General features: G+C 50.8%; 28 protein-coding genes. 2 read left to right on the top strand and 26 right to left on the bottom strand.

The window, feature by feature from the left end; all coding sequences use genetic code 11:
- Genes ccmE through ccmA form a run of 5 tightly spaced genes read right to left on the bottom strand, consistent with a single transcriptional unit; the run spans position 1 to position 2,824 of the window.
- Positions 1–477 carry a cytochrome c maturation protein CcmE gene (gene ccmE / locus ABEA14_RS02425; protein ID WP_345338227.1) on the bottom strand — a complete coding sequence of 159 codons (477 nt, stop codon included), beginning with the start codon at positions 475–477 and terminating at the stop codon, positions 1–3.
- Positions 474–677, bottom strand: coding sequence for a heme exporter protein CcmD (ccmD, locus tag ABEA14_RS02420; protein ID WP_345338226.1), 204 nt, complete (start codon positions 675–677; stop codon positions 474–476). The genes ccmE and ccmD overlap by 4 nt, the downstream gene beginning before the upstream one ends.
- Entirely contained in the window at positions 674–1,441 is a 768-nt protein-coding gene (locus tag ABEA14_RS02415; RefSeq protein WP_345338225.1) for a heme ABC transporter permease, read from the bottom strand. Before ABEA14_RS02415 ends, ccmD begins: the two co-directional genes overlap by 4 nt.
- A 55-nt stretch (positions 1,442–1,496) precedes the next feature.
- Positions 1,497–2,165: a heme exporter protein CcmB gene (gene ccmB, locus ABEA14_RS02410; protein ID WP_345338224.1), complete on the bottom strand. Its 669-nt coding sequence runs from the start codon at positions 2,163–2,165 to the stop codon at positions 1,497–1,499.
- Positions 2,165–2,824, bottom strand: coding sequence for a cytochrome c biogenesis heme-transporting ATPase CcmA (ccmA, locus tag ABEA14_RS02405; RefSeq protein ID WP_345338223.1), 660 nt, complete (start codon positions 2,822–2,824; stop codon positions 2,165–2,167). The genes ccmB and ccmA overlap by 1 nt, the downstream gene beginning before the upstream one ends.
- Before the next feature lie 135 nt (positions 2,825–2,959).
- On the opposite strand from ccmA, the gene fliK reads away from it, so the two are divergent.
- Both fliK and ABEA14_RS02395 read left to right on the top strand, forming a co-directional pair.
- Positions 2,960–5,254 carry a flagellar hook-length control protein FliK gene (gene fliK, locus ABEA14_RS02400; RefSeq protein ID WP_345338222.1) on the top strand — a complete coding sequence of 765 codons (2,295 nt, stop codon included), beginning with the start codon at positions 2,960–2,962 and terminating at the stop codon, positions 5,252–5,254.
- Between the two features lie 2 nt (positions 5,255–5,256).
- Positions 5,257–5,586 (top strand): EscU/YscU/HrcU family type III secretion system export apparatus switch protein, encoded by a 330-nt coding sequence (locus ABEA14_RS02395; protein WP_345338221.1) that lies wholly within the window; start codon positions 5,257–5,259, stop codon positions 5,584–5,586.
- Positions 5,587–5,629: 43 nt separating this feature from the next.
- Here the strand turns inward: ABEA14_RS02395 and ABEA14_RS02390 are convergent, their stop codons facing one another.
- The 21 genes from ABEA14_RS02390 to fliM form a co-directional block, all read right to left on the bottom strand.
- A complete protein-coding gene (locus tag ABEA14_RS02390; protein WP_345338219.1) occupies positions 5,630–6,037 on the bottom strand; it encodes a DUF2802 domain-containing protein in 408 nt (135 codons plus the stop codon).
- Positions 6,038–6,059: 22 nt separating this feature from the next.
- On the bottom strand, positions 6,060–6,539 hold the full coding sequence (locus ABEA14_RS02385) for a chemotaxis protein CheW (RefSeq protein WP_345338217.1): 480 nt from the start codon (positions 6,537–6,539) through the stop codon (positions 6,060–6,062).
- A gap of 54 nt (positions 6,540–6,593) precedes the next feature.
- Complete coding sequence (locus tag ABEA14_RS19315) at positions 6,594–7,673, bottom strand: chemotaxis protein CheW (protein ID WP_377776165.1); 1,080 nt, start codon at positions 7,671–7,673, stop codon at positions 6,594–6,596.
- Positions 7,670–8,461, bottom strand: a complete 792-nt coding sequence (locus tag ABEA14_RS02375) for a ParA family protein (protein WP_345338215.1) — start codon at positions 8,459–8,461, stop codon at positions 7,670–7,672. The genes ABEA14_RS19315 and ABEA14_RS02375 overlap by 4 nt, the downstream gene beginning before the upstream one ends.
- A 24-nt stretch (positions 8,462–8,485) precedes the next feature.
- Positions 8,486–9,442, bottom strand: a complete 957-nt coding sequence (locus ABEA14_RS02370; protein WP_345338213.1) for a flagellar motor protein MotB — start codon at positions 9,440–9,442, stop codon at positions 8,486–8,488.
- A gap of 2 nt (positions 9,443–9,444) precedes the next feature.
- Positions 9,445–10,188 (bottom strand): flagellar motor protein, encoded by a 744-nt coding sequence (locus ABEA14_RS02365; RefSeq protein WP_345338211.1) that lies wholly within the window; start codon positions 10,186–10,188, stop codon positions 9,445–9,447.
- Positions 10,181–11,299: a protein-glutamate methylesterase/protein-glutamine glutaminase gene (locus ABEA14_RS02360; RefSeq protein WP_345338209.1), complete on the bottom strand. Its 1,119-nt coding sequence runs from the start codon at positions 11,297–11,299 to the stop codon at positions 10,181–10,183. Before ABEA14_RS02360 ends, ABEA14_RS02365 begins: the two co-directional genes overlap by 8 nt.
- A 54-nt stretch (positions 11,300–11,353) precedes the next feature.
- Positions 11,354–13,510 carry a chemotaxis protein CheA gene (locus tag ABEA14_RS02355; protein ID WP_345338208.1) on the bottom strand — a complete coding sequence of 719 codons (2,157 nt, stop codon included), beginning with the start codon at positions 13,508–13,510 and terminating at the stop codon, positions 11,354–11,356.
- A gap of 14 nt (positions 13,511–13,524) precedes the next feature.
- Positions 13,525–14,259, bottom strand: a complete 735-nt coding sequence (locus tag ABEA14_RS02350; RefSeq protein WP_345338207.1) for a protein phosphatase CheZ — start codon at positions 14,257–14,259, stop codon at positions 13,525–13,527.
- 21 nt (positions 14,260–14,280) lie between these two features.
- Positions 14,281–14,664, bottom strand: a complete 384-nt coding sequence (gene cheY, locus ABEA14_RS02345; RefSeq protein WP_345338206.1) for a chemotaxis response regulator CheY — start codon at positions 14,662–14,664, stop codon at positions 14,281–14,283.
- A 47-nt stretch (positions 14,665–14,711) separates the two neighbouring features.
- Positions 14,712–15,428, bottom strand: a complete 717-nt coding sequence (locus tag ABEA14_RS02340) for an RNA polymerase sigma factor FliA (RefSeq protein WP_345338205.1) — start codon at positions 15,426–15,428, stop codon at positions 14,712–14,714.
- Between the two features lie 4 nt (positions 15,429–15,432).
- On the bottom strand, positions 15,433–16,305 hold the full coding sequence (locus ABEA14_RS02335; protein ID WP_377776166.1) for a MinD/ParA family protein: 873 nt from the start codon (positions 16,303–16,305) through the stop codon (positions 15,433–15,435).
- Positions 16,298–17,749 (bottom strand): flagellar biosynthesis GTPase FlhF, encoded by a 1,452-nt coding sequence (flhF, locus tag ABEA14_RS02330; protein ID WP_345338204.1) that lies wholly within the window; start codon positions 17,747–17,749, stop codon positions 16,298–16,300. The genes ABEA14_RS02335 and flhF overlap by 8 nt, the downstream gene beginning before the upstream one ends.
- 27 nt (positions 17,750–17,776) lie before the next feature.
- Complete coding sequence (flhA, locus tag ABEA14_RS02325; protein ID WP_345338203.1) at positions 17,777–19,885, bottom strand: flagellar biosynthesis protein FlhA; 2,109 nt, start codon at positions 19,883–19,885, stop codon at positions 17,777–17,779.
- Positions 19,886–19,967: 82 nt separating this feature from the next.
- Entirely contained in the window at positions 19,968–21,098 is a 1,131-nt protein-coding gene (gene flhB, locus ABEA14_RS02320) for a flagellar biosynthesis protein FlhB (protein ID WP_345338202.1), read from the bottom strand.
- A gap of 17 nt (positions 21,099–21,115) precedes the next feature.
- Positions 21,116–21,895 (bottom strand): flagellar biosynthetic protein FliR, encoded by a 780-nt coding sequence (gene fliR, locus ABEA14_RS02315; RefSeq protein ID WP_377776167.1) that lies wholly within the window; start codon positions 21,893–21,895, stop codon positions 21,116–21,118.
- Positions 21,895–22,164 carry a flagellar biosynthesis protein FliQ gene (gene fliQ / locus ABEA14_RS02310; RefSeq protein WP_345338200.1) on the bottom strand — a complete coding sequence of 90 codons (270 nt, stop codon included), beginning with the start codon at positions 22,162–22,164 and terminating at the stop codon, positions 21,895–21,897. Before fliQ ends, fliR begins: the two co-directional genes overlap by 1 nt.
- 8 nt (positions 22,165–22,172) lie before the next feature.
- Entirely contained in the window at positions 22,173–22,928 is a 756-nt protein-coding gene (gene fliP, locus ABEA14_RS02305; protein WP_345338199.1) for a flagellar type III secretion system pore protein FliP, read from the bottom strand.
- Complete coding sequence (gene fliO, locus ABEA14_RS02300; protein ID WP_345338198.1) at positions 22,925–23,329, bottom strand: flagellar biosynthetic protein FliO; 405 nt, start codon at positions 23,327–23,329, stop codon at positions 22,925–22,927. The genes fliP and fliO overlap by 4 nt, the downstream gene beginning before the upstream one ends.
- Positions 23,326–23,748, bottom strand: coding sequence for a flagellar motor switch protein FliN (gene fliN, locus ABEA14_RS02295; protein WP_345338197.1), 423 nt, complete (start codon positions 23,746–23,748; stop codon positions 23,326–23,328). Before fliN ends, fliO begins: the two co-directional genes overlap by 4 nt.
- On the bottom strand, positions 23,748–24,815 hold the full coding sequence (gene fliM / locus ABEA14_RS02290; protein WP_345338196.1) for a flagellar motor switch protein FliM: 1,068 nt from the start codon (positions 24,813–24,815) through the stop codon (positions 23,748–23,750). Before fliM ends, fliN begins: the two co-directional genes overlap by 1 nt.
- Positions 24,816–24,824: the final 9 nt, after the last annotated feature.

Genomic DNA, 24,824 nt, shown 5'->3' with positions numbered 1-24,824 from the left:
CTAGCTCTCCGTCTTGCCGTAATCGGACTTCATGTGGTCCATATCTTTCAACGCTTCAGCGACTTCTGGCGGCATATACTCTTCGTCGTGTTTAGCCAGTACTTCGCTTGCTTCTACTGTTGTTGCGTTAATCAGCACGCCCTGAGCAACGATACCCTGCCCTTCGCGGAACAGGTCCGGCAAAATGCCTTCATAAACCACAGTGGCAATGGGCCCCTTATCAATCACATCAAAACTTACCTTCAGGGATTGGGGATCACGCTTAACCGAACCCGGCACCACCATGCCACCGATGCGCAAGCGCTGACCGACCACGGGCTTTTCTAAGCTGTGGCCTTTACCGTTCACCAACTCGCTGGGGGTATAAAAGAGATCAATATTTTGGGTAAGTGCATAAGTCATCAGGCCGATAATGGCACCAGAGCCACCCAGTATCGCAAGTGCCGCGAGTAGTCTCTTTTTACGTCTAGGGTTCATAGTGCTCGCTCCATTGTTTGCGCCTGGCCACGGCGCTTATCTCTTGCCTGACGAGATGCAATCTCTTTTTTGAGTGTTCGTTTGGACCAGACCACCCAAGCGACTAAACCAATCAATACTGCCGCAGAAACGCCAAATGAGGCAGCGATATAAACATCGTGAATGCCGGTGGGCAGGCACTCTCCAATCACTGGCTTCATGCTTGCCCCTCCTTACCAGATTTATCAACGTCAAGGCCAAGAGCATTCGCAACCCATGGACGGTGGGATTCACGGCGCAGAATTTCATTACGGAAGCTGGCTAAACCAATAGCCCCCATCACCAAAGATACCGCCAGAATATTGATAAGCAGTGGCCACAACATACTGGTCGCCATGGAAGGTTTTTCAAACTTACTGATGGTGGCACCTTGGTGCAGCGTATTCCACCACTCAACTGAATAGTGGATGATGGGCAGGTTCACGACACCAACCAAGGCCAGAATGCCTGCCGCACGCCCGGCGAGCGTGCGATCTGGAAAAGCGTTGTAGAGCGCAATCACGCCCAGATAAAGAAACAACAGAATAAGTTCAGAAGTTAACCGTGCATCCCATACCCACCAAGCACCCCACATGGGTTTACCCCAGATGGCACCGGTAGCCAACGCGATAACAGTAAAAGCAGCGCCGACAGGCGCAAAAGCCGCAACCGCATAATCAGCCTGACGGATCTGCCATACCATGCCAATCAGCGCAGCAATGGCCATGGCGGCATAGGTCCCCATCGACATAAAAGCAGCAGGAACGTGAATATAGATAATTCGGAACCCATCGCCCTGCTTACAGTCAGTCGGCGTAAAGCCTAAACCCCAAACTGTACCCAGCAATAAAAGCAAAGTGCCTGGAATCGCAAACCAGGGCAGCATCCGCCCCGCTAACCGATACGCATTCTCAGCTTTCGCGTAGGGATGTAGCCACTTCCACATAGTTAACCCCAAAACATGTTTCTAGTTATCGTTAGCTATTACTTACTTTTATTAGTTAGCTATTACTTACTTTGAGCGCAGCGGCAGTGGCAATAGGAGCCAATACCAGTGCGCCAACAAAAAAGGCGGCCAGAATAGCCAACTGCCCATTGTATGGCATATTCAAACCCGCGGCATCAATGGCAGATGTCGCAAAGATGAGTACAGGAATGTACAAAGGCAGGATCAGCAGACTGACCAATACCCCGCCTCGACCAATACCTACCGTAAGCGCTACACCAATAGCTCCCAGCAAACTCAGAGCTGGAGTGCCGATAAGCAACGTCCAAAGCACCGCTTTAAATGTGTTGATATCCAGTCCAAGCAGCACGGCAAGTAATGGAGAGAACAATACAATCGGCAGGCCGGTTAGCAGCCAGTGGGCAGTCACTTTCGCCAGCACTACTATGCTGGCAGGTACCGGCAATAGCAACATCTGCTCCAGAGTGCCATCAAGAAAATCGTCTCTAAACAAACGCTCGAGCGCTAACATAGAGGAAAGCAGCGCCGCTACCCACACTATCCCGGGCGCCATACGCAGCAAAAGATTGGGCTCGGGCCCTATGCCCAGCGGAAACAACGTGACAACAATGAGGTAAAACAGCAGAGGGTTTACGATATCGGCCTTGCGTCGCAAGGCTATCGTTAACTCCCGACCTATCAAATATCGGTAGGTAGCAAACATCAGGCAACCACCTCAACGGCTTCAACAGGCTCGGCACTGGCAAGGGTTTGCCCCAAACGCAGGCGACGCACATTCTCCGCTTCCATCTGCAACTCCTGATGAGTAGTCATGATAATCGCGCCACCAGTCGCCAGATGCTCAGCAAATCGCTTTTGAAGTCCTGCCACCCCTTGTTTATCAAGAGAAGTAAAAGGCTCATCCAAAATCCATAGCTTGGCGCTGCTTTGCCACAAACGCGCCAGTGCAGTTCTTCGCTGTTGGCCGGCACTTAATTTCCCAGCTGGCATATCTTCATAACCAGCCAGGCCAACTAAAGTGAGTAGTTCCCACGCCGATAACTGATCGGTGACTGGCGAAACGCGTTGGTAAAATTCCAGGTTTTCCAGCGGCGTCAGCTCTTGTTTGATTCCTGGCTTGTGGCCGAGATAAAGCATATTTGCCAAATAGCCTTCGCGATCGTCAGAAACCAATGAGCCCTCAAACAGCAGTTGCCCCGCCTGTGGCGTTGCCAGACAGGCCAGAATACGCAGCAAACTTGTTTTACCGGCGCCATTGGGGCCTTCAACCTGCAGTAATTCGCCGGGAGCAATAGTGAGGTTCAGGGACTGGAAAAGCAGTCGGTCATCTCGAATACAACAGAGGTCTCGTGCTTCCAGCATTCGAAGGGGTTACTCGCGATTAAAAGGAAAAGTTACCCGATGTTAACACAGGCTCAGCCACTGGCAATCCTCCGGTTATCACAGTAATTATTCAATGAGATTGCCGAGGACGCTGACTCACACTAGGCTAGCGCTATGAGTAATGAGATTATTCCTTCACAGCAAAGCTCAGCAACGACTGCGACCAAAAGTGTAAGCAGTGATTCTACAGCCGCGATAGGTCGCCTTGCCGAGCCGCAGTCAGGTAGTTACCGGCTCCAAGGCGAGCTGAAGCTTGAGGCTGGTCGTTTACAGCTGTCTCCAGCGCGCAGCGAAAGTCAGAGTGCAAACCAGAGTACGGGCCACAGTGCAAACGCTGGCCAGGCCGCCGACGCCAGCCAAAGTGGCCGCCAATCATCGACAATAACGTTGCCTGCTAACACCTCATTACCACCACAATTGAAACCACTTATTGAGCAAGCCTTATCTCAGCCAAGAAGCTCACTTCCGGTCACAGTAACTTTAAAAGTTGAAGGGGCCGCCAACCAGCTGACACTGACCCTGCCCGCTCAATCAGCCCAACTGACAGCTCAGTTGTCATTAACCCAGCAACAGGTCACCACGCTAGTCAATCTGTTATCGACACAGAGCAATGGCAGTTACAGCAGAGCTGAGCTGCTGCAAAACCAAGTCACACTATCGCCTGCTCAGCTACAAACACTGGTTCAGTCCCTGAACCTAAATGCTAATTCTGGTCAGTGGCAGCTAAGTTCCCCGGCAGGACCAATCAACCTGCCTGGCAGTGTGATTGACGCGCTGCCTGCTCCTATGCCGGGACTGCCGCAAAATCAACAGCCGAATGTTGATATCGTCCAGTCTCATCCCAAGCCAGCAGCCACGCTGGGTGAAGCACTCAAACAGCTTGCAGTGACACTGCGCTGGCAGCAGCCGACTATTCAGCTTACCAACATCAATTTGGCCAAAACCGACGCTGCGTCATTGCTTAACTCACAACCAGCAATGCAACAAATTAGTTTGCCTCTGAGCAGGAACACTCAAGGCGAGATGGTCGTCTCTCTGCCAAATAACAAAACTTCTGTATTACCTAAAGCATTACAAAATCAGCTCGCGGCACTCGCGATGCAAAAAGGGAAACAAGCAATGCCCAGCCAGCTTGTATTCCAGCGGATAGTGGATGGTTTTCAAGTCAAACTGCCGGCCCTTCAACCCATCCAAAATACATCTGCGCCGCCCGCCAATGTGCAACCCCAATCGCCGATGAACTCAAGCAGCAGTGTGGCTTCATTGCCCACCATTTCACCACAGTCGGTGCTAGGTAAGGCATTGGCGGCATTGCTTCCATTAGGTGCTCGGCAAGAGCTGACCAACATTAATCAGCCACTATTGATATCGGATAACACGGGCAAGATATCTTTCAACCAAGCGATAACACTACCTGGCATTGAGCAAACAGCGAACCAAGGAAAACCTGCGCCAGTTAACCTGCCTCTTCTTCAGCACTTGCTGCCGTTGCTGGCCAAAGGCAGTCAGCCACTTGAGTCGTCCCTTCAACAGTTAGCAAAACTATTATCGCCCAATACGAACGCAGTGATGCCAAGCGCTGCTCAGGGCGCCAAACCTAATCAGGCTTCCAATGCCAGTCAGGCCTTACCCGCCGCTGTGACAGAAAAATTGGCGGGATTGCTGTCACAGATACCTAAGTCTGATTCACTGAAACCTGAGCAGATCCAGCAGTGGATCAAACAACAGTTGTCATTTCAGCCTTTTAACCCGCTTGTACTCGCCAACTCAATAGCTGCTGTTCAAGGCCAAGCGGTTTCTCCACAGGCATCCGATACGCTGGGCATGATCCTAAGTCTTCTGTTTTCTGGAAAAATTGGCCAGCGTATCGCCAACCAAAGTGGCAAAACCCCGCTATCAGGAAAAGCCAAAGCGGATGCTGCTACCATCAACCAGTCATATGGTTCTGCGTCCTGGCAGGCTGCACAGAAAAGCATTGGCCAAATCGCTCAAACCACGCAGTTTCAACAAGCTCAGAGCAGTGATACACAAACGGGTACCAGTTACTTCAGCCTACCCATAGCCGAAGGCCAATTGTTCAAACAGGTAGAGGGTCGCATTGACCGATTCAAGGATGAATCAAAAGACAAACCAGATGCTGAAAAAGTTAAAAGCTGGCAACTAACATTGAAACTGGACGTTGGCAGCTATGGTGAGCTGCTGGCACAAGCCAGGTTGGCTGAGCAGCAGCTAAAAATCAAATTCACCGCCAGCAAAGGAAACTTAAAGCGCTTGGTCGACAACCATTTGACACAACTGGACGACAGGCTGCAGAACATGGGATTCCAAACCGAGTTAGCCAGCCGACAAGGCAGAGTGCCGGCAACACTGATGCCACAAGCTAACCAATTGGTAGAGGTAAAGGTTTAGCTATGAGTAACAGGCCCGAACAGAATGAAGAGATAGAACAGTTATTGGAAGCTATTGCATTAGGTTTCGATGGTAAACAGGCGCCTGAAGTGGTGGCCAAGGGCTATGGTGTATTAGCCGAGGAGATCATCGCAGAAGCAGAAGCACATGGCGTTCATATCCATCACGACCCAGCGCTGGCAAAGTTTCTTCAGCACATAGAGCTGGGTGAGCAGATCCCAAAAGAGCTGTTTGCAGTGATCGCCGAATTGATTGCTTTTACCTACCTGTTACAGGGAAAAACCCCAGAATTTTGGCGTACCGCATCGGGTGGGGTGGGGGCTAAGGCTTAAAAACTCAAAGGTTCGAATTCTAAAGGTAGAAAAAACGCCGGATTTATCCCGGCGTTTTGTTTTTATGTAAGGTAAATAGGAGTTCAGCTTCCGCCCTTGGCAGTTCGCATTCGGTCATCACCTCTTCGAGGTCTGCGCCGAGCGATACCATCTTCATTGCGCGGTTGTATAGACGATTTTCCGGCTCATTCAGTGCCATCGCCTCCTGCTTTTCTGCAGTCTCTACCAGCTCCTGCTCAAGCAGTTTGACCCGCTTGACCACACCGAGTGCGCCCGCTCTGATCTCCTGCAACTCCTGTCGCATCTCATTTAACTGCAATTCAGCCTGGTCCCGCTCCATCTCCAGCATGGCCAAACGCTGGTTTACCGAGTGACTAAACCACCACCCGGCAACCGCAACCATTACTGGCAGCAAAACCGCTAATACAAGCGCCAGCTCCGCCAAACTCATCCTATTGAAATCCTGCCCGAACTTAGAAGTTGTTCAGATCTTCCCACTCTTCATCGCTGAGAAGCTTGTTCAGATCAACCAGAATTAGCAGTTCGCCATCGCGATTCGAGACGCCCTGAATAAACTTGGCGCTCTCTTCCGTGCCTACATTTGGCGCGGTATCGATTTCTGACGCACGCAGATAAACCACCTCTGCAACACTGTCGACCAAGATGCCGATAACCAGCTTCTCCGCTTCGATGATAACGATACGACTATTGTCAGTAAGCTCTGCCGGTGGCAGGCCAAAACGGGAGCGGGTGTCGATTACCGTCACGACATTACCGCGCAAGTTAATGATACCTAGAACATAGTCTGGAGCGCCGGGAACGGGAGCGATTTCGGTATATCGTAATACCTCCTGCACCTGCATCACGTTGATGCCGTAGGTTTCACTCTCAAGTTTGAATGTGACCCACTGCAGCACTTCATCATCAATCTGGGTATTACGCTCTTCAGCCATGAGTTTTGCTCCTAAGCTCCTACGCTTTGGTTAATGCGATATCGACTGAAAGCCTCAGCTTTCAAGTCCTTTATCTAGTAAAGAAATCAGTTGTTCTACATCCAGTAGCGCGCACATACGGTCTACAGCCATTCCTGCGAGCCATGGGCGCTTACTGCGCTCTGTGCGCCACTTAATACCGTCCTGGGATAGCGGTTCTGCCGTCACCATGTTTTCAACGGCAAGCCCCCAAGGTGAACTATCTAGCATTATAAGATATTGATAGTTTAGGTGCTCTGCCAATTCTTCATTGTATTTCTCTGGCATGACCCACATCGCAGTATCTACTACATTTTGCTTTTCGCCACGTGCGTTCATCACACCTTTAAACCAATCTGGCTTTCCAATCAGCTTATGAACACGTTCGATAGGTAAAATCCCACCCAATTGCTTCAGGGGTACCGCCAGGGTTAATCCTGCAACTTCGAAAAACAGCGTTTGAAACTCGTTGTCTTCAATGGGTTTGGCTGGCGTTTCTGGCGGGATAATGGTTTCGGCCAGTTGCTCAAGTCCTGACTCTGCCAAAAGACTCTTTAAGCCATCGAGCTCTGGGTTGACGCCGATAGTTGGAGAGGATGGCTCCGGTTCTGCAAATTCAGTGGGCTGATAAGGCTCAACTTCGCCCTCTGCATTTTCACGTGCCAGCAGTTCCGGATCCCAATCGTTGATCTCCTCAGCCACCGGAGCTTTTTCGGGAACTGCAGGGATCGTTGGCGTCGTAGCGTGCTGTGAGACCTGTTTAAGCAGCTCTTCTACTGGCTGGGCCTGACGGACCAGTTGCCCTGTTTCAGCTTCGGGCAGCTCTGTTAATCTCGGCGCTGCCGTCAATTGACTCGGAACAATGTCGGCATCACTGCCATCTTCAACCTTTTCATCCCAGGCACTTGCGTTATCAACAGCATGCTTGGCTGCTTCTGGTGTTTCAGGTGTCAGTTGAACCTGTACACTTTGTTGTTCAGGTTGCGCCTGTTCAGGCTTCGGCGATTTAAGTTCAGCAGAATTTTCTGCTGATTCATCGACATCAAACTCTTCTCTCAGCATGGCGGTAAAGTACTCCGCCATGGTTCGCTCTGTGGCACTCAGATAATCTTTCATGCCTCATCCTGAGTGTCGCTTGTTACTTGCTGTAAGTAGCTAAGCAGCGTTTTGTAGGCAACCACGCCACGACTGTGCGGTGTATGAATGCTTGGAGGACGGTGATGCAAACTTGAATCTCTGAACTTGGTATCTGTAGGAATGGCGCCGTTCCAGACAGCATCTGGATACTTGTGTTTCAAATGCTCAAGGGCCTGCAGAGAAGCTCGAGTGCGCTTGTCATACATAGTAGGAACAATGGTTGAACGGAAAGTGTTATCACAGCTCCGCTGCATGATTTCCATGGTTCGGACCATGCGCTCCAGCCCTTTCAGCGCCAGGAATTCGGTTTGCACAGGAATAAGGATCCTGTCACAGGCAGCGAGTGCATTGACCATTAACACGCCAAGCACCGGAGGACAGTCAATCAAGGCATAATCATATTGGTCTTTTACCAATGACAACGCCCTGCGTAGGACAAGCCCCATCCCCTCCTGCTGTCCGAACTTTCTATCCAGTGTTGCCAATGCCATCGTCGCTGGTAGCAGGTCTATGCCTTCAAATGGCGTGTGCAGGCGCGCCTGCTCAACCATATCACGTTTAACAGCGCGACCCGCCAAGAACAGATCGTAAGTCGTAATATCAAGGGACTCAGCATCAACACCCAAGTAATAGGTCAGTGACGCATGAGGGTCTGTGTCAATCAGCAACACATTATGGCCACGCTCAGAAAGGATCCCGGCGAGCGTAATGGCGGTTGTGGTTTTACCCACGCCCCCCTTTTGATTGGCAATGGTCCAGGTTTTCAATCGAACAGCTCCCGGCTTAGTGCCTTAATCTTCTCGAGTGGTAATGCGTAACGCGCCATTAGGTAACCTCACAAACCTGATCTTACTCTTACCTTCATCAACTGTAGCATCGGCTTGCGCTGGTTCATCTACTTCCGCAGGAGTTTCATCGGCGAGTTCACGACTTTCATTAGCAATAAATACTTCCGGCGCCCACGCATACTGTGACACGGCGATAACGACTCGCCTATTAGTCGCTCGTCCATCAGCCGTATCATTGCTGACTTTAGGCTGGTAGGGACCATAAGCCTCAATCGCCAGTCTCTCGGGCTGTATCTGCCTTTCCATCAGTCTTAATACCGATGTTGCTCTGGCAACAGACAGCTCCCAGTTTGAGGAAAACTGTTCGTTTCGGATCGGAATATCATCGGTATAGCCTCTCACCCGCAGATAATTCTGGGACTTTGCCAAGGTATCAGAAACAGACGATAGAATAGGCTCTGCGTTAGGGCCCAATGCTGCAGAGCCACTGGGAAACAACAGGCCACTTTTGAGTTCGATAACTAACCAATCCCCTATCAACTCAACATCAGCCAATCCACTCTCCACCACGGGTAACAGAGCTTCATCCAGTTGTTCTTTTAGCTCACTTAAAGGGGTGCCTGTCAGCTCCTTATCCAGGCTGGTCAACTGGGTATCAGAGTCAACCGGTTTAGCGCCTTTTGACTCAAGCAAACTCTCGCCATGCAGCGGGATCTCCGAATCTTTCACTTCGGTAAGGACGCCCTCACCTGTCGCGCCCTTTCCAGGATCTTTCTGCTGACTGAAAACCTCACCCAGCGTATGGGACAACTGCTCGAATTTTTCATTGTTTATCATCGCCATCGCGTAAAGGACAACGAAAAACGCAAACATCAGTGTCATATAGTCAGCATAAGAAACTAACCAGCGATCCAGGTTTTCGTGGTCTTCGGTCAGATGACGTCGACGATAACGGTACATGACTAACGAGGCACAAATGCAAGCAGGCGGTGTTCGATACGGTGTGGATTCTCACCCTGAGCCAAGGCCAGAACACCTTCGACCACAAGCTCTTTACTTAACACCTGGGTATGGATGAGAGCACGCAACTTGTTGGCAGCAGGCAAGAACAGAATATTGGCAAACCCCACGCCATAAATAGTTGCCACGAAGGCGGTCGCGATACCTTTACCCAGCTCATTGGGATCAGAGAGGAAGGTCATCGCCTGGATCAACCCCAGCACTGCACCAATGATGCCTATGGTTGGACTGTAGCCGCCCATAGACTCGAACACTTTGGCAGAGCGAAGCATATGCTCGCGATATAGAATGATCTCGGTATCCATCGCATCACGGATAACTTCAGGCTCTTCACCGTCAATCAACATAATGAGCGCTTTACGGGTAAAGGGATCTTTTTCTTTATCGAGGGCCTCTTCCAAGGCAAGAAAGCCTTTTTGGCGGGCAACATCAGCCCAATCGAGCAATTCTGTCACCAGCTTTTTATGTTGTTCTGCAGGTGGGAACAGCATCCAACGGAGCATGATAAATGCGTGGGCAAACTGCCTCCATGGGGTTTGCACCATCACAGCGCCAAGCGTACCGCCAACGACGATTAGAAACGCTGGGCCATGAAGAAGGGAGAGCGCACTTCCACCCTCCATCACCAGGCCACCAACAATGGCAAATAAAGCTATAACAAACCCGATTAGGGTCAGTTTATCCATGCCCTGCTTCCACAGTTATTCGTTCAGCAAATTCATCCAGAGGATATGACGCTTCAGACAAACCGGCAGCAGCAACAGCCTGCGGCATACCATAGACAACACAACTTTTCTCATCCTGTGCCCAAATCTTCGCGCCCTTCTGTTTGAGCAAACGGGCGCCATCACGACCATCTGCGCCCATACCAGTGAGCACGGCGGCAAGGACATCACCACCAAATACCTTGGCACAAGCAGCAAAGGTGACGTCTACACAAGGCTTATAATTGACCTTATCACCGCCATCGATAATTCGAACCCTGGCAGCTGAATCGCGACCATCCACCAGCATTTGCTTACCACCGGGTGCCAGATAGGCATGCCCCGGACGCAGCATGTCGCCGTCTTTTGCCTCAGAGACCTTAATCTTGCAAAGCGAGTTCAGGCGCTGGGCAAAAGCACCCGTGAAGGTGGCTGGCATATGCTGAATTAAAACAATCGGATGCGGAAAATTCGCAGGGATCTTGGTTAGGATGGTTTGCAGTGCGACAGGTCCTCCGGTGGAGGTTCCGATAGCAACCAGCTTATAGCGCTTGCCACTTTTCCGGATCGGCGCGGTTCTCTTCGATTCGGTCGGCTTAGCAGCTGTAGCAGATGCTGAACTGAGGCGGTTGGCTAAAGGACGAGTCGCTGTTGGTCGAGTCGGTGCGGCAGCTGGCGCTGCGCGACGAACCGCTCTTCTTCTACCTAATGCGGTAACTCGAGATTGCAGCAAATGCGCCGCTTCATCCCTGTCTTTAGCGATATCCTCAAACTTCTTCGGTAAGAAGTCCATTGCGCCCGCATCAAGCGCATCTAAGGTGGCTTTTGCCCCTTCCTGCGTTAATGATGAAAACATCAGAATAGGTGTGGGATCTTCAGCCATAATGGCTTTCACCGCTGAAATACCATCCATCACAGGCATTTCAATATCCATGGTAATCACGTCAGGCTTTAGCTTTTTGACCTGAGCAATCGCTTCCTTGCCATTATTCGCACTACCGACAACCTGCAATCCCCGATCTTTCTCGAGAATTTCACTCACTCTGCGACGGAAAAAACTGGAGTCGTCGACAACCAGTACTTTAATGGCCATTAATACTCACTCACTGTTTGCGCCGTTATTTAGGAATGCCACGGCGCATCAAACTTATCTTCTGGCGTAATGCTTAAGCATGCTGGGAACGTCAAGAATGAGGGCGATACCACCATCACTCGTGATGGTTGCACCTGCCATACCTGGTGTACCGTGAAGCATGGCACCCAGTGGCTTGATTACGACCTCTTCCTGGCCAATCAGAGAGTCGACAACGAAGCCGATCTGCTGTGTGCCCTGCTGTACGATGACCACGTGGCCATTACCTGAACGTTGCTGATTTGGCTCACCACCCACCAGCAACCATTCATCCAAATAAAATAGCGGTATCGCTTTACTTCGAACGATGATGGTTAGCTGACCATCGACCACATTGGTCTTGGTCAAATCCAGGTGGAAGATCTCATTTACCGCCGCCAAAGGCAGAGCAAATGTCTGTTTGCCAATGACGACCATCAAGGTAGGCAAGATCGCCAGCGTCAACGGGACTTTAATCTCAAGGGTTGTACCTTTTCCGCGCATGGAGTCGATATGAACAGAGCCGTTGAGTTGGGTGATCTTGGTTTTCACCACATCCATACCCACACCACGACCAGAAATATCAGAAATCTCTACCTTGGTTGAAAATCCAGGCGCAAAAATCAGGTTGTATGCTTCGTTGTCAGACATGCGCGCAGCGCTGTCCTCATCTAGCACACCTCGAGATATAGCAATCTGCTTCAGTTTCTCTGGATCCATACCTGCACCATCATCTTCGATGGTAAGCAGGATATGATCACCTTCCTGAGACGCGGTCAGTTTAACTGTACCGCAGCGAGGCTTGCCCGCGGCCTCACGTACATCTGGCATTTCGATACCGTGGTCTACGGAGTTTCGAACCAAATGCACCAAGGGATCTGCCAGAGCTTCAACCAGGTTTTTGTCCAGGTCGGTTTCTTCACCCTCAAGAACCAAGCTGATCTCTTTCTTAAGGCTACGAGCCAAATCACGAACGACGCGAGGGAAGCGACCGAACACTTTCTTGATCGGCTGCATTCGCGTCTTCATGACGCCGCCCTGGAGGTCAGCGGTGACCACATCCAGATTCGCAACCGCTTTGGACAATTCCTCATCGTCACGGCTCGCTCCCACGAGGCTAACCAATCGGTTACGTACCAATACCAGCTCACCCACCATATTCATGATCTGGTCAAGTCGGGCTGTATCAACACGTACGGTGGTTTCCGCCTGTGGTGCAGACGGTTTAGCTGGTGCTTTTGCCGCTGCTTTAGCTGGCGCTTTCGGTTTTTCCTTCGCCGCAGGCTTGGCTGCTGGCGCTGCTTTTGGTTTGGGCGTTTCTGCTTTTGCTGGCTCTGGTTTAGGCGCAGCAGGTTTGGCGGCTGGGGCTGCCGGCGCAGCGGCTTTTGCCTGAGCGCCTGCTGCAGGGCCTTTGCCCTGGCCATGCAATTGGTCTAACAGCGCTTCAAATTCATCGTCTGAAATTTCTTCGTCACTGCCTGCAGCTGCTGCGGGTTGCTCAGCAGATTTAGCCGGAGCAGCGGGCGCTGCAGGCGCACCACCATGTTGGCCCTTGCCATGCAGTTGATCGAGCAGAGCCTCGAATTCGTCGTCGGTGATATCCCCATCATCTGATGCGGCAGGAGCAGCACTATCAGTCGTTGGGCCACCACCTGGACCGTGCAGCTCATCCAACAGCGCTTCGAACTCATCCTCTGAGATCTCGTCTATGCTGCCTTCTGCGCGGTGCTGCTCAGCCTCCACAACTTCGGGGTCGACAGTTTCTTCAACTGCAGGCTCAGGTTCAGCTGCCGACTCTTCACCTTCCGGCTCGCTGAGGCGATGAAGCTCTTCAAGTAACTCGGGGTCTGCTGGGGTTAACTCCTCACGGGCTTGAACCTGGGCAAACATCTCATTGACACTGTCCAACGCCTGCAGGATCACATCCATCAGCTCTGGCGTTACCTGGCGCTTACCCTGGCGCAAAACGTCAAAAACGTTTTCAGCACCGTGACAAGCATCAACAAGTTCCGCCAATGAAAGGAAACCGGCTCCACCTTTTACGGTGTGGAAACCACGGAAGATGGCGTTCAACAGATCAGCATCTTCTGGGTTGTTTTCCAAATCAACCAACTGCTCTTGCAGCTGTTCAAGAATTTCTGCGGCTTCTACCAGGAAGTCCTGGAGGATGTCCTCATCAACTTCAAACCCCATGGGCGCCTTTCCCCTTAAAATCCGAGACTTGATAGGAGGTCGTCTACGTCATCCTGGTTGGAGACTACGTCCTCTCTTTGTTCCGCATCAACGATAGGTCCTTCGGCAGTGATGGCGGTTTTTTCTTGGCTATCATCGGCCTTCTCAGGTGCTCCGAATACCGTCAACAGATGGATGAGATTGTCTTCCACCTCTCTAACCAATTCGATAACCCGACGAATAACTTGTCCTGTAAGGTCCTGAAAATCCTGGGCCATTAGCACTTCAGTTAACCTTTCTCTTAGCACCTCTGAATCCTTTTCGGCAGAAGTCAGGAAATCATTAAGGCTATGGCACAACTCTTTGAACTGACCCAGTTCAATCTGTCGCTCCATCAATGATTTCCAGGCTGGCATCAGGGTGCCCAGCTCGCTATTTAGACGGTCCGCAATAGGCAGACTTGCGTCAACCGCATCCATGGTGCGATTTGCTGCATCTTCCGTCTTTTCAAGTACATAGTTCAGACGCTGCTGTGCGTCAGGCATGTCTTCGGTTGCGAGTGTTCCTAAACGAGGATCTAATTGAAAATCTTGCAATGCGTCGTGAAGTTGACGTGTCAACTTACCGACTTCAGAAAATAAGTCACTGGAAAAAGCCGGGTGAGAAGAGGCCAGCAACTGCTGTGCTTTGTCTTCTTCGCCGCTTTCTAGATGCGATACCAGTGCACGAGCCTGCTCAAGCGTAAGGCTTGGCAGATTTGAATCAGCCATGAAGCTCCCCTCGTCAGTCTCTTAACCGAGACGCTCAAAGACTTTGTCGAGCTTCTCTTTCAGGGTCGCGGCGGTGAATGGCTTAACAATGTAACCATTTACGCCAGCCTGGGCGGCTGCAACAATCTGCTCTTTCTTCGCTTCTGCTGTCACCATCAGTACAGGCAAACTTTTCAGTTTGTCATCCGCACGAATAGCGCGCAACAGATCGATCCCCTGCATTCCTGGCATGTTCCAATCGGTAACAACAAAATCAAAGTCACCACCTTGCAACATAGGCAGTGCGGTACTGCCATCATCAGCTTCATGAGTATTGTTGAAGCCAAGATCCCGCAACAAATTCTTGATGATACGTCTCATCGTCGAAAAATCATCAACAATGAGAATCTTCATGCTTGTATCCAAGACGCCCTCCAGTGAGCTTTACCGTGGTACGTTATTGACCCTCAGGGTCAGTTAGTCCAATTGTTCAATCTGGCTTTAAGCCGATGCATCGACTGCGAATGGATCTGGCTGACGCGAGACTCGCTCACACCCAGCACTTCCCCGATCTCTCGCAGATTTAGCTCTTCATCATAGTAGAGCGATAACACCAGCGCTTCCCGCTCTGGCAAGCTTTTGATGGCGGTCACTAAGGCTGCTTGGAAGCGCTCAGATTCTATGCCTTCAAAAGGTAGGCTCCGTGCCGAATCTTGATCTCCGCTTATCACATCCTCGGAAACGCCGAGGTCTTCTAAGCCTATGATCTTTCCAGTACTTACTTCATTAAGGATATGATGGTAGTCCTGTACCGTGATATCAAGTTTTTGCGCGATTTCTGTGTCCGTTGCATCACGTCCAAGTTGCTGTTCGAGATCTGCGATCGCTTCTGCGACTTTTCGGCTGTTGCGATGGACAGATCTTGGTGCCCAATCGCCCTTCCTGATTTCGTCCAGCATGGCGCCTCGGATTCGAATACCAGCAAAGGTTTCGAAGCTCGCGCCTTTTGAACCATCATAATTCTTGCTTGCTTCCAGCAGGCCGATCATGCCGGATTGAATGAGGTCATCCAGTTGAACACTGGCGGGCAACCGCCCTTTCAGGTGATGCGCAATTCGCTTGACCAATCCAGCGTGCTGTTCAACGATGGTCTGACGTTGTTCTGCTATATAGGCAGCCGCTTTATTCACGCAACTATTCTTCGATTGTTTCAGGGTTCTGCAGCAGTTGTTCGATAAAGAACTCCAGGTGACCAGTTGGCTGAGACGGTATTGGCCAATTAACAGCCTTGGCCGCTAAAGTTCTGAACGCAATGGACGCTGCAGATTTAGGAAACGCATCTGCAACAACCTGCTGCTTACGAACCGCCTTTCTTACATTTTCATCAAAAGGCACGGTAGCAACCAGCTCCAGCGCCACATCTAAGAATCGGTCGGTTACCCGGGTAAGCTTAGCAAATAATTCTTGCCCTTCTCGCAGAGAGCGCACCATGTTTGCCACGATCTTAAAGCGAAAAACACCATGCTCACGGCTCAATAATTTAATTAATGCGTATGCGTCAGTGATAGAGGTTGGTTCGTCACACACGACAACCATCACATCTTGCGCGGCACGAGCAAAGCTCAGCACCATTTCTGAAATACCTGCCGCGGTATCAACAAGAAGAACGTCGAACTGGGTTCTCAATTCACTGAACGCACGAATCAATCCTGCGTGCTCAGTTTGAGACAGCTCAACCATAGACTGGGTGCCTGACGAAGCGGGCACAATCTTGATGCCCTTAGGGCCTTCGAGCAGGATATCTTCCAGCTCAACTTCACCAGACAAAACGTGAGACAAGTTATGTTCAACACGTAGACCTAACATTACGTCTACGTTCGCTAACCCAAGGTCAGCGTCTAAAACAAGTACACGTTTTCCCTGCTCGGCCATCGCTACAGCCGTATTAATAGATACGTTGGTTTTACCTACGCCACCTTTACCTCCGGTGACAGCGATTACTTTTACCATCTGAGCGCGATTCATTTTTCTTAAACCACTCGCCTGGTCGGAAAACATGTTAGTCATATAATTCTGAATTGATCTCACTGAATGTATCAGTTGTCCAGAGGTAACCTTCCTCTTGGCTGGTACTTTCCATCAGCTCTGTCGCCCTCGTCACAAGATAGCGTGGATCTGCGACCTGAATATCTTCGGGGACTCGTTGTCCGTCAGTAAGATACCCGATAGGTAAGGCGTTTTGAATTGTGACACTCAGAATTTCGCCCAAACTCAAACATTCATCAAGTTTGGTGAAAATGCAACCAGCAAGCGGGATGCGACGGAAATGAGATACCGCTTCCTGAAGAACCTGACGCTGAGATGTAGCGGAAAGCACCAAATAGTTTTTGATTTCATGTTCGCTGCCATCCATTAGCGTTTGCAGCTGTTCAGTCAGACGCGTATCTCGCTGGCCCATGCCTGCGGTATCAATCAGTACTAACGAACGATTGCGAAGCTGATGTAGTGTCTGCGCCAATTCTTCGGCATCTTTAGCCACTTTTACCGGGCAGCCGAGGATCTTGCCATAGGTTGCCAACTGCTCATGAGCACCAATTCGATAGGTATCCGTGGTCACCAAGGCAACCTGGTCAACGCCATATTGCATCGCATAGCGTGCTGCGATCTTTGCAATGGTCGTGGTTTTGCCTACGCCAGTAGGCCCAAGTAGCGCAACCACACCACCCTCGCGCATAATCGCGTCGTTGTTGGTGATCAATTGGTCGGCTATCAGGTTCTGAACTTTTGGCCACGCTTCGTGCGCTTCCATTTCGTCTGGAATGTAACATGCAACCTGATCCGCCAGATCGTCTGCAAATCCCATCTTTTTAAGCTGAGAAACCAGCATGGCACGCATCGGCTCGCGACGCTCTACTTCCTGCCACATCAATCCTGATAACTGATGCTCCAGTAGTTTGCGCATCTGAGTCATCTCAGCCTTGAGTTGTTCCATCTCACTATTCTGCCCACGGCTATGAGAAGGTTGCTTCAGGCCCCCCCACTGAGATTCACCCGCATGAGAGGGGGTGTTTTGGGGCTGCAATGGACGCTTAGCTGAGGCACCAATTGGACGAGGAGCCTTAGCAGGCTTGGCAGCTGAATGGGTGTCAGGTTTGTTTTGACGAGCAAGCAATGCCTGTAGCGAATCAGCGATCTGGTCTTCGTCTTGTGATGCGTTATCTGGCATAGTTCGGTGAATCTTTGCTTCAGCGATTGGCTTAGGTGGTTGTTGACGCGCCACCTGGCTGAGCTTGTTACGCAGGCTGTCAAATGACGGTACCGCTTCTTCTGCTGCAGGGCGTTTTGCCGGTGCCGGTTTCTTGGCACCTGTATCCTGGTCAATCGCCGCCACGATCTCGACGCCACCAGTGACTTTTTTATTGGACATGATGACAGCATCAGCACCCAGGGTGGCTTTTACTTCATTCAGTGCTGTACGCATATCTTTGGCAAAAAAACGCTTAATCTTCATGTCCTTCTCTCCGTTGCAGGGCTTCTATTACTGCCCGATAGACGAGATAATTTTTATCTGCTTGTCGTCCGGTATCTCCTGGTACGACAGTACCCGCAAGCTAGGAATGGTGTTTTTCACAAACTTGGCCAATGTGGCTCTCAGTATTCCCGATGTCAGCAATATCGCAGGCTGGCCTGCTAGCTCTTGCTGTTGCGCTGACTCAGTCAGTGCTGCTTGCATCCGCTCGGCGAGTCCAGGTTCAATACCTGCGCCCTCATTTCCGGCGGCTTGCATAGACTGGTGCAACATCTGTTCCAACTCTGGCGCCAATGTGATAACTGGCATTTCTTCGTCTATCCCATTGATTTCCTGACAGATCATGCGGCGAAGAGAGATTCGGCATGCTGCTGTAAGCACGTCAGGATCTTGACTCTTAAGCGCATATTCCTTGAGAGTCTGAGCAATACTTCGCATATCTCTGATCGGTACACCTTCATTGAGAAGATTCTGGAGCACTTTGGCAATGTGCCCCAAAGGCAGCATTTCAGGCACCAAGCCTTCAACCAGTTTTGGATTGTTCTTCGACAGAATATCTAGCAGGTTCTGAACCTCTTCGTGGCCCAGTAGGCTGCTGGCATTGTTAGTCAGCACTTGAGACAAGTGAGTGGCTACCACGGTTGCGGCATCAACGACGGTATAACCCAGCGTTTGTGCGTGTTCACGCTGATCAGGGCTGATCCAGGTCGCTTCCAGTCCAAAGGCGGGGTCAGTGGTATCAACACCATCGACACGGCCAAACACCTGCCCAGGGTTAATAGCCAGTTCACAGTCGTGACGGATTTCCGCCTCGCCCACTGAAACCCCCATGAGTGATACACGATAGGTATTAGGTGGTAGGTCCAGGTTGTCGCGAATGTGCACTGCGGGTACTAAGAAACCCAACTCTTGACTGAGCTTACGGCGCACGCCTTTAATCCGGTTCAGCAGTTCACCGCCCTGCCCTTTATCCACCAGCGGGATCAAGCGGTAGCCTACTTCCAGCCCAATCACATCGACTGGACGCACATCATCCCAGCCAAGCTCCTTCGGTGGCGCTGCGGCAGCTTGCTGTTCTGGCGTCGGTGCATTGGCAGCGGCTTCAGCAGCAGCCTTCTCCGCAGCAATACGCTTACGATGCATAGCATAAGCAACACCACCAGCCGCTGCAGCTAAGGCAAGAAATGCAAAATGCGGCATACCTGGGACGATCCCCATCAAGAACAGAACAGCAGCAGAGATAATGAGCGCCTTCGGGTTATCAAACATCTGAGAGATAACCTGTTGGCCCATGTCGGCTGATGCACTTTGGCGAGTAACCATAATCGCCGCGCCGATAGACAATAGCAGGCCCGGGATCTGAGCAACCAGGCCATCACCAATGGTGAGCAGGGTATAAATCTGTAACGCTTCACCAAAGCCCAGATCGTGCTGCACCATACCAATGATGAAGCCACCGATGACGTTAATGAACAAGATCAGGATGCCAGCGACAGCATCCCCTTTTACAAACTTACTGGCACCATCCATAGAGCCGTAGAAGTCGGCTTCCCTGGCGATATCATCGCGACGGGTTCGCGCCTGGTCTTGACTGATAAGACCGGCATTCAGATCAGCGTCAATGGCCATCTGTTTGCCCGGCATCGCGTCCAAGGTAAAACGTGCGCTAACTTCCGAGATACGCCCGGCACCCTTTGTGACAACCACAAAGTTGATAATTACCAGAATGGCAAACACCACCAAACCAACGGCATAGTTACCGCCGATCACTACCGAGCCAAAAGCTTCAATCACGCTACCGGCCGCATCTGGGCCTTCGTGGCCTCGCAGCAATACCACACGTGTAGAGGCAACGTTCAGTGCCAAACGCAATAACGTTGCAACCAGCAACACGGTAGGAAAAGCGGCGAATTCAAGTGGGCGCAGGGTATATACCGTCACCAGCAATACGACCAGCGCCAGCGCGATATTGAATGAGAACAGCATGTCCAACAATAGCGGGGGCATTGGCAGCACCACCATCGCCAGCGTAGCCAGTACGATGATGGGAGCACCAATCCCTTGGATTTGGCGAACACGTTGAAAATCTAGACTGCCGAGAGTGGCTCTTAAATCCATAGCTAATGCGACACAAAATTGACTATAGGGTCGTCACTGCAATAGTCAGGCCAAGCTATGCATAGAAAAAGCAGAGGTGGGATTAGTGTTTCAGTTCATCCGGGATCGGCAGCTCATTCGGCAGTGGCGTCGGGCGTTTGCCAGTACCTTTCTTGAACTGTTCCATCTGATAGACGTAAGCCAGCACCTGCGCCACAGCAAGGAACAGGCCCTCAGGGATCTCTTTATCCAGTTTGGTGGTGTAATAGATGGCGCGGGCAAGCGGAGGCGCAACCATAATAGGCACCTCTTTTTCACGGGCAATTTCTCTTATTTTCATCGCCACTTCATCATTACCCTTGGCGATCACACGCGGGGCGCTGGGCCCATCTACATCATATTTTATTGCCACTGAATAATGGGTGGGGTTGGTCACCACTACATCAGCTTTGGGCACTTCCGCCATCATCCGCCGCTGTGCCATTTCACGCTGCATCTGGCGAATACGGCCTTTGACTTCCGGTTTACCCTCCACATCCTTCATCTCATCCCGCACTTCCTGCTTGGTCATCCGCAGTTGCTTGGTGTGATTCCAGATCTGAAATGGCACGTCAATCGCCACAATAAACAGCAACGACAGACAGAGGATAATGAACATCAACAACAGCATCTGCACGGCATGGGCAATGTTGCCGGGGAAGTCCTCAATGCTGATATGCAATATTTCTTCGAATTTGAATGAGAGCAGCAGATAGGCAAACAGAGCGATAAAGACAAACTTGGCCAAGGCTTTAAGTAGCTCAACTAAAGCCTGAACCCCAAACATACGTTTGAAGCCTTTAAAGGGCGACATCTTGTTAAGCTTCGGTGCCATCGCCTCAGCACTGAAGGTCAATCCGCCCATCAAAATAGTGCCGGCGAAGGTGGCAACAAATAGTAGCGCGATAAATCCGCCCATTGGGAAGATCAGTTGAACCAGCACATCAGGCCAGGCGCTCATCATCTGATTAACGTCATGTGCCTCATCATAATTCAACGTGAACATGCGCTTCATTACCTTGGCCAGGGTTTCCGCCAACGACTGACCAAAAATCAGCATGCCGAACGCCGATGCCAGAAGTACGGCAGCGGTGTTCAGCTCTTTCGAACGCGCAACCTGCCCCTTCTCCCGCGCCTGTTGTAATCGTCGGGGTGTGGGGTCTTCTGTACGTTCCTGATCGCTATCTTCAGCCATCTGCTTTCGCTCCTAAGCTAACAAGCATCATTGAGCACCTGGCACATAAGCTCTACGCCTCTATACCACTGTGCTTCAAAATGACTGACGAAATTCCCGAGGGTCAACCAGATAATCAGCAAACCTGACAACATGGTCACCGGGAAACCGATAGTGAAAATGTTTAACTGCGGCGCGGCTCTGGTCATCACACCAAAGGAGAAGTTAATCAGCAGCAAAGCAACTAAAGCACTGAGCCCCAACGCTAATCCGCCGGCAAACATCCAACCTCCCCAGCGCGCCACGGCTTCAAATTTTGGCAGCGAGATACCTTCTGGCCCCACTGGCATGGTGTGAAAACTCTCAACGATAATGCGGATCATCAGAAGGTGGCCATCAATGGCAAAAAACAGCAGCGTAGCCAACATCAGATAAAACTGACCGATAACAGGAACCGACTGCCCATTGTTAGGATCCACCAAAGACGCAAAACCCAAACTGGTCTGCATACCCACAACCTGTCCCGCCACAACAAAGGTGTGCAGCACCAATATCGAGATGAAGCCAGTCAGCGTACCGATTAACACCTGATGCATGGTGACCAAAGCGCCCTGAATAGAGAACATATCAATGGGCGGGGGCGCAGGTAGCGCAGGAGCAACGGCAATAGTGATAGCTATCGATAGGCCCAAACGGATGGGGGTAGGTACATTTTGCGTGCCGAAGGCAACCATCACCATCAACATGGAAGTGATGCGAAACAATGGCCATATGTATGCGGCCATTGATTCCATGATGATGTTCATTGGAAATTCCATCAGCCGATGACCATGGGGATCTCTTTAATCATATTGATGGTGAAGTCCATCAATACCCGCACCAACCAGTTGGCAAGAAACATCAATGTAAGCAAGGTCACGATCAGACGTGGCAGGAAACTCAGGGTCTGTTCATTAATGGATGTAGCGGCCTGGAAAATAGCCACCACCAAACCAATGCCCAATGATGGCAGAATAATTGCCGCCACCATAGTCAGTACTACAAATAGCGCATCTCGGAAGATGTCGACAAACATTTCAGGGCTCATATGTCCCCCTATAGTCCAAAGCTGGTTGCCAGGGTACCCATGACCAGGTTCCAACCATCAACCAACACAAACAACATCAATTTAAACGGCAATGACACAATCATAGGTGACAACATCATCATACCCATTGCCATCAGTACACTGGCCACAACCAAGTCAATAATCAGAAATGGAATGAACAGCATAAACCCGATCTGAAATGCGGTTTTCAGCTCACTGGTAATAAACGCTGGGATCAGTACCGTCATCGGTACCTCTTCCGGCGCGGTTACTTCATCCTGCAAGCCTGCGATCTCAACAAATGTCTCCAGATCCTTAATTCGGGTCTGAGACATCATGAACTCTCGAAACGGCTGTTTTGCCAGGGCAAATGCCTGTTGCGCTTCAAGCTGCTCATTCATATAGGGCGCAACCGCATCGTCATAAACCTTGTTGAGCACTGGCGCCATAATAAAGAACGAGAGAAACAGTGAAATACCGACAATCACCTGGTTTGAAGGTGTTTGCTGCAATCCCATTGCTTGCCGCAGGATCGCTAATACCACGGTAATTCGGGTAAACGAAGTCATCATAATGACAATGGCTGGCAGGAACGACAGCATTGTCATCAAGGCAAGGATTTGGAGGGTTACCGAGTAGCTCTGGGAGCCATCAGGGGCTGTTGTGACCGTCACCGCAGGCAGGCTTCCACCAATAGGATCTGCCGCCCATACAGAAGGCGCCAAGCAAGCCATCACGAGAATCAGCAATATCCGTGTCATCACTTTTCCGTTTTGTTCATAAAGCTCATCAGCTTCTGTTGAAACAGTGCCGATGGATTGCTTCCACTGCCGCTTTCCTCAACCACAATAGGCTCGTCAAACGTATGCAGTAAATTGATGTTTTGGCCGGTAACGCCAAGTAAAAGCTGTTTATCTCCGAGTTCAACCAACACGATGCGCTCGTTTCGGCCCATGGCCAGTGTCGCGAGAACCTTCATGGCGCCCCGACTTTGTCCCACACCGATATTAAACCGCTTAAGCACCCAGGCGAGCAGAAAAATAATGATAAGGACGGTGATCAGAGAAAACAGCAGGGAGAGAATTTGTGAGCTGGCCGCACCGCTGCCAGCACTGGTCTGTACGGCAGTCGATGCTGAAGTCGTCAGTAAGCTGAATGCACTCACTTGAGTTTCTTAATCCTTTCCGTTTGGCTGATAACATCTGTCAGACGAATACCAAACTTGTCGTTTACCACAACCACCTCGCCATGGGCGATCAAGGTGCCGTTAACCAAAACATCAAGTGGCTCACCCGCCACACGGTCGAGCTCAACCACCGAGCCCTGATTCAATTGCAGCAGGTTGCGGATACTGATCTGGCTTCGGCCTACTTCCATTGAAATGGTGACCGGAATATCCAGGATCGTATCTAACTTGCGTCGCTCTTCAGCGGACAGTGGCGATTCATCTTCGGCCAACTCTTCAAATTCAGCCACTTCGGTCGAAGTCTCTGCAGGCTCTTCAACTAAACCCGCTTCAGCAGCCTCTTGTTCTGCAAACGCAGCTGCCCAATCGTCAGGGATATCTTCGTTATCGTTACTCATCAGGCTTCCCCTATGGTACGTTCGAGTTCTTCAAGTTCTGCGTCTGAGTCGATCCGCACCCCTTGGCGCGTCACCATCTCTAAGTCAGATTTAACTGACTCAGGACGCTTAATTTTTTCAGCAATTTTCAATGCAAGATTGTCGCGGGAGCGTCCCAGTTTGGCACGATAAGTGGGCAGTTCCTCAACATAAACGGTGGCGTGTTCCGGCATCTCGACCGGGATCACATCCCCCTCTTTCATATTCATGATCTCCTGCAACGACAGAGTATGTTCCAGCAGGGTGGCATGTATCTCTACAGGCACATCCATAATCTCGTCACGTAGCGCTTTGGACCAGCGCATATCGGTGTCTTCTTTGTCACTTTGAACACCGGCATCGAGCAGTTCACGAATAGGCTCAAGCATCGAATAAGGCAGTGCAATATGGAAATCACCACCACCACCATCCAATTCGATATGGAAGGAGCTCACAACAATCACTTCTGTCGGACTCACAATGTTAGCCATGGCCGGGTTCACTTCCGAATCCAAGTACTCGAATTCAGAGTCCATCACCGGAGCCCATGCTTCTTTGTAATCCTCGAAGATGATTTTAAGCAGCATCTGAATAATGCGGCGCTCAGTCGGGGTAAACTCTCGCCCCTCAATCTTGGCGTGATAACGGCCATCGCCACCAAAGAAGTTGTCTACCAGAATGAAAACCAGACGAGCTTCCATGGTTATCAATCCCGTGCCTTTCAGCGGGCGGAATCGAACCATGTTCAGTGATGTAGGTACAAACAGGGTATGTACGTACTCACCGAACTTAATCATTTGAACGCCATTGATCGACACTTCTGCCGTGCGGCGCATCATGTTGAACAGGCTGATGCGCATATGACGAGCGAAACGTTCATTAACGATCTCCAGGGTCGGCATCCGCCCCCGGACAATTCGGTCCTGAGAAGAGAAGTCATATTGGGCGGCACCATCGCCACCGTCACTGACCTCTTCCTCTTCGACCTCATCAACACCGTGTAATAGCGCGTCGATTTCGTCCTGTGATAAAAGATCGCTTACCGCCATCGGAGTACG

Source organism: Corallincola platygyrae (genome assembly GCF_039544265.1).
Classification (GTDB): Bacteria; Pseudomonadota; Gammaproteobacteria; order Enterobacterales; family Neiellaceae; genus Corallincola; species Corallincola platygyrae.
Note: the sequence above shows the minus strand (reverse complement) of the source record. Positions and strands in the feature narration are given on the sequence as shown.

Coding starts and splice junctions, on each gene's coding strand:
- ccmE (WP_345338227.1), bottom strand. CDS start 477: ATGAACCCTAGACGTAAAAAGAGACTACTCGCGGCACTTGCGATACTG.
- ccmD (WP_345338226.1), bottom strand. CDS start 677: ATGAAGCCAGTGATTGGAGAGTGCCTGCCCACCGGCATTCACGATGTT.
- ABEA14_RS02415 (WP_345338225.1), bottom strand. CDS start 1,441: ATGTGGAAGTGGCTACATCCCTACGCGAAAGCTGAGAATGCGTATCGG.
- ccmB (WP_345338224.1), bottom strand. CDS start 2,165: ATGTTTGCTACCTACCGATATTTGATAGGTCGGGAGTTAACGATAGCC.
- ccmA (WP_345338223.1), bottom strand. CDS start 2,824: ATGCTGGAAGCACGAGACCTCTGTTGTATTCGAGATGACCGACTGCTT.
- fliK (WP_345338222.1), top strand. CDS start 2,960: ATGAGTAATGAGATTATTCCTTCACAGCAAAGCTCAGCAACGACTGCG.
- ABEA14_RS02395 (WP_345338221.1), top strand. CDS start 5,257: ATGAGTAACAGGCCCGAACAGAATGAAGAGATAGAACAGTTATTGGAA.
- ABEA14_RS02390 (WP_345338219.1), bottom strand. CDS start 6,037: ATGAGTTTGGCGGAGCTGGCGCTTGTATTAGCGGTTTTGCTGCCAGTA.
- ABEA14_RS02385 (WP_345338217.1), bottom strand. CDS start 6,539: ATGGCTGAAGAGCGTAATACCCAGATTGATGATGAAGTGCTGCAGTGG.
- ABEA14_RS19315 (WP_377776165.1), bottom strand. CDS start 7,673: ATGAAAGATTATCTGAGTGCCACAGAGCGAACCATGGCGGAGTACTTT.
- ABEA14_RS02370 (WP_345338213.1), bottom strand. CDS start 9,442: ATGTACCGTTATCGTCGACGTCATCTGACCGAAGACCACGAAAACCTG.
- ABEA14_RS02365 (WP_345338211.1), bottom strand. CDS start 10,188: ATGGATAAACTGACCCTAATCGGGTTTGTTATAGCTTTATTTGCCATT.
- ABEA14_RS02360 (WP_345338209.1), bottom strand. CDS start 11,299: ATGGCCATTAAAGTACTGGTTGTCGACGACTCCAGTTTTTTCCGTCGC.
- ABEA14_RS02355 (WP_345338208.1), bottom strand. CDS start 13,510: ATGGGGTTTGAAGTTGATGAGGACATCCTCCAGGACTTCCTGGTAGAA.
- ABEA14_RS02350 (WP_345338207.1), bottom strand. CDS start 14,259: ATGGCTGATTCAAATCTGCCAAGCCTTACGCTTGAGCAGGCTCGTGCA.
- ABEA14_RS02335 (WP_377776166.1), bottom strand. CDS start 16,305: ATGACTAACATGTTTTCCGACCAGGCGAGTGGTTTAAGAAAAATGAAT.
- flhF (WP_345338204.1), bottom strand. CDS start 17,749: ATGAAGATTAAGCGTTTTTTTGCCAAAGATATGCGTACAGCACTGAAT.
- flhA (WP_345338203.1), bottom strand. CDS start 19,885: ATGGATTTAAGAGCCACTCTCGGCAGTCTAGATTTTCAACGTGTTCGC.
- flhB (WP_345338202.1), bottom strand. CDS start 21,098: ATGGCTGAAGATAGCGATCAGGAACGTACAGAAGACCCCACACCCCGA.
- fliR (WP_377776167.1), bottom strand. CDS start 21,895: ATGGAATTTCCAATGAACATCATCATGGAATCAATGGCCGCATACATA.
- fliQ (WP_345338200.1), bottom strand. CDS start 22,164: ATGAGCCCTGAAATGTTTGTCGACATCTTCCGAGATGCGCTATTTGTA.
- fliN (WP_345338197.1), bottom strand. CDS start 23,748: ATGAGTAACGATAACGAAGATATCCCTGACGATTGGGCAGCTGCGTTT.
- fliM (WP_345338196.1), bottom strand. CDS start 24,815: ATGGCGGTAAGCGATCTTTTATCACAGGACGAAATCGACGCGCTATTA.